Here is a 2,789-nt window from a genome sequence, read left to right on the forward strand (position 1 = left end):
CTCGGGGAATTGCTGGTGAGCTGGACCGGAGAAGGCGCACACGCCCCGGTGACCGAGGAGGATTACGGATGAGTTCGGCCCCGTTCGACGAGTCGGACGACTTGGGCGCCGTCGACGCAGAACTCGAGCTGTCGGACACCGAACTCGAAGCTGTTCTCGAGTCGCTGCTGCTGATCGTCGACTCTCCCGCCGGAGCCGAACAGCTCGCCTTCGCGACCGGCGCTTCTGTGAATCGCATCACGGACGTGCTGAACCGCATGTCCGCCGAGCTCACCGCCCGTGGCAGTGGGATGGACCTCCGATATGCCGGTGACGGTTGGCGTCTCTATACGCGCACCGCGTACGCGCCCTACGTGGAACGACTCCTACTCGACGGTGCGCGGTCCAAACTGACGAGGGCGGCGTTGGAAACTCTGGCCGTGGTGGCATACCGTCAACCGTTGACCCGCGCACGGATCAGTGCGGTGCGCGGCGTCAACGTGGATGGTGTGGTGCGCACACTTCTCGCTCGCGGATTGATTGCCGAAGCCGGCGTCGATCCCGATACCAACGCCACGCAGTATTCGACGACGGAGCTCTTCCTGGAACGGCTCGGCTTGGCGTCTCTCGCCGATCTTCCCGCCTTGGCTCCGCTGTTGCCGGACGTGGATCTGATAGATGACATCAGTGACAGTCTGGAATCTGATCCACGATTTGCGAGAATGAATAAAGCTACGGCTTCCACAGCAGAGTTGGACACCGGGCTGGACACCGAAGACTGACAGGGATAGTACAAAAGTGAAGAAACCCGCTCGCCGAGATGGCACACCGGATCGCAACAACAAGAAGCAGCGCCCCACCAGGTCGGAGGCCGGGGGTCGCTCGGACAGGTCGGAAGCCGGAGGGCGACCGAGCCGCTCCGAGACCGATCGGCGTCCGTCCAGGTCGGACGCCGTCAAGGGGAAGTCGGGCAGGCCCGACGCCGCGGCCGCGAAGAACAAACGCGGCAAGCCCAAGTCGGCCAAGCCGCAGCGCGCCCAGGCCCACGCGCCCAAGATCAGCAATGCCAAGCCGGCCCGGCACCAGTACGCCGACGCCGCCGATCGGCCCGTCGGCCCGCCGCAGGGCGACGGCATGCGACTGCAGAAGGTCCTCGCCCAGGCCGGCGTCGCGTCGCGTCGTGCAGCCGAGGAACTGATCTCGCAGGGTCGCGTCGAGGTCGACGGCCGCATCGTCATCGAACAGGGCCTGCGCATCGACCCCGAGAACGCGGTGGTGCGCGTGGACGGCGTCCGGGTCGTCGTGCAGAAGGACCTGGTCCACCTCGCGCTGAACAAGCCCCGCGGCTGGCAGTCGACGATGTCGGACGACCTGGGTCGCCCGTGCGTCGGCGACATCGTCTCCGAGCGGGTCGCCGCAGGTCAGCGGTTGTTCCACGTCGGTCGCCTGGACGCCGACACCGAGGGGCTGCTGCTGCTCACCAACGACGGTGACCTGGCGCATCGGCTCATGCACCCGTCCTTCGAGGTATCGMAGACGTACCTGGCGACCGTGTCGGGTGCCCTCGAACGCGGCGTCGGAAAGAAGCTCAAGGAGGGTGTCGAACTCGACGACGGTCCGGCGAAGGTCGACACGTTCACGCTCCTCGACATCAACGAGGGCAAGTCGCTCGTCCGCGTCACCCTGCACGAAGGCCGCAAGCACATCGTGCGGCGCCTGTTCGACGCCGTGGGACACCCCGTCATCCGGCTCGTCCGGACGGACATCGGCGCGGTCGCTCTCGGCGACCAGCGTCCCGGCACACTCCGCGTACTCGGTCGAGGCGAGGTCRGCGGTCTCTACGGGGCGGTGGGCCTGTGAGTACCTCGAAGCTGGTCGTCGCGATGGACGGCCCCTCTGGAACCGGGAAGTCGAGCGTCTCCCGGATGCTGGCGCAGCGCCTCGACGCCCGCTACCTCGACACCGGCGCCATGTACCGCATCGCGACGCTGCATGCGCTGCGCAAGGGCGTGGACCTCACCGATCCCGCCGCGATCGCCGACGCGACCGCCGGTCTGCCGTGGTCGATCGGCACCGACCCGGCGGGTGAGCAGGTCCTGCTCGACGGGGAGGACGTGGGGGAGGAGATCCGCGGCGACGCGGTGACCAAGGCCGTCTCGGCTGTCTCCGCCGTACCGGCCGTGCGTGAACTGCTCGTCGCGGCGCAGCGTCGTCTCGCGGGCGAGGCAGAACGGATCGTCGTCGAGGGCCGGGACATCGGCACCGTCGTGATCCCGGACGCCGACGTGAAGATCTACCTCACCGCCTCGGCGGAAGCCCGGGCACAGCGCAGGAATGCGCAGAATCTCGCGGAGGGGCGAGGCGACGACTACGCGGCCGTGCTGGCCGACGTGCAGCGTCGTGACCACCTCGACTCCACGCGCGCCGTGTCGCCACTGCGGCCGGCCGACGATTCCGTGCTTGTCGACACCAGCGAACTCGGAATCGACGACGTGATCGGCAGGTTGCTGCTGGTGGTAAGCGAAAGAACTGGAGCAGGGCAGTGACCGAACAATTCACCACCGAGTTCGCAGGCGACGGCACCTGGAGTGAGGAATCCGACTGGGAGGTCCTGGACCTCGAAGACGGCGGCGACGGAGAGTCCCACGTCCCGGTTCCCACCCTCGCAGTGGTCGGGCGCCCGAACGTCGGCAAGTCGACGCTCGTCAATCGGATCATCGGCCGACGCGAAGCCGTGGTCGAGGACATTCCCGGTGTCACCCGGGACCGCGTCTCCTACGAGGCGAACTGGAGTGGCCGCCGCTTCATGG

The 2,789-nt window shown here is 67.4% G+C and carries 4 protein-coding genes; all 4 read left to right on the forward strand.

Annotated elements, in window-relative coordinates:
- The first annotated feature begins 68 nt into the window (after nucleotides 1-68).
- Nucleotides 69-761 carry an SMC-Scp complex subunit ScpB gene (scpB, locus tag AC1D1G_RS43930; RefSeq protein ID WP_477956789.1) on the forward strand — a complete coding sequence of 231 codons (693 nt, stop codon included), beginning with the start codon at nucleotides 69-71 and terminating at the stop codon, nucleotides 759-761.
- A 16-nt stretch (nucleotides 762-777) separates the two neighbouring features.
- Entirely contained in the window at nucleotides 778-1,839 is a 1,062-nt protein-coding gene (locus AC1D1G_RS43935; RefSeq protein ID WP_477956790.1) for a pseudouridine synthase, read from the forward strand.
- Complete coding sequence (gene cmk, locus AC1D1G_RS43940; RefSeq protein ID WP_009473592.1) at nucleotides 1,836-2,525, forward strand: (d)CMP kinase; 690 nt, start codon at nucleotides 1,836-1,838, stop codon at nucleotides 2,523-2,525. The genes AC1D1G_RS43935 and cmk overlap by 4 nt, the downstream gene beginning before the upstream one ends.
- A partial coding sequence (locus AC1D1G_RS43945; protein WP_477956791.1) for a GTPase occupies nucleotides 2,522-2,789 on the forward strand: 268 nt, incomplete at its 3' end. The genes cmk and AC1D1G_RS43945, both read left to right, overlap by 4 nt.

The organism is Rhodococcus sp. P3_B8 (assembly GCF_056402775.1).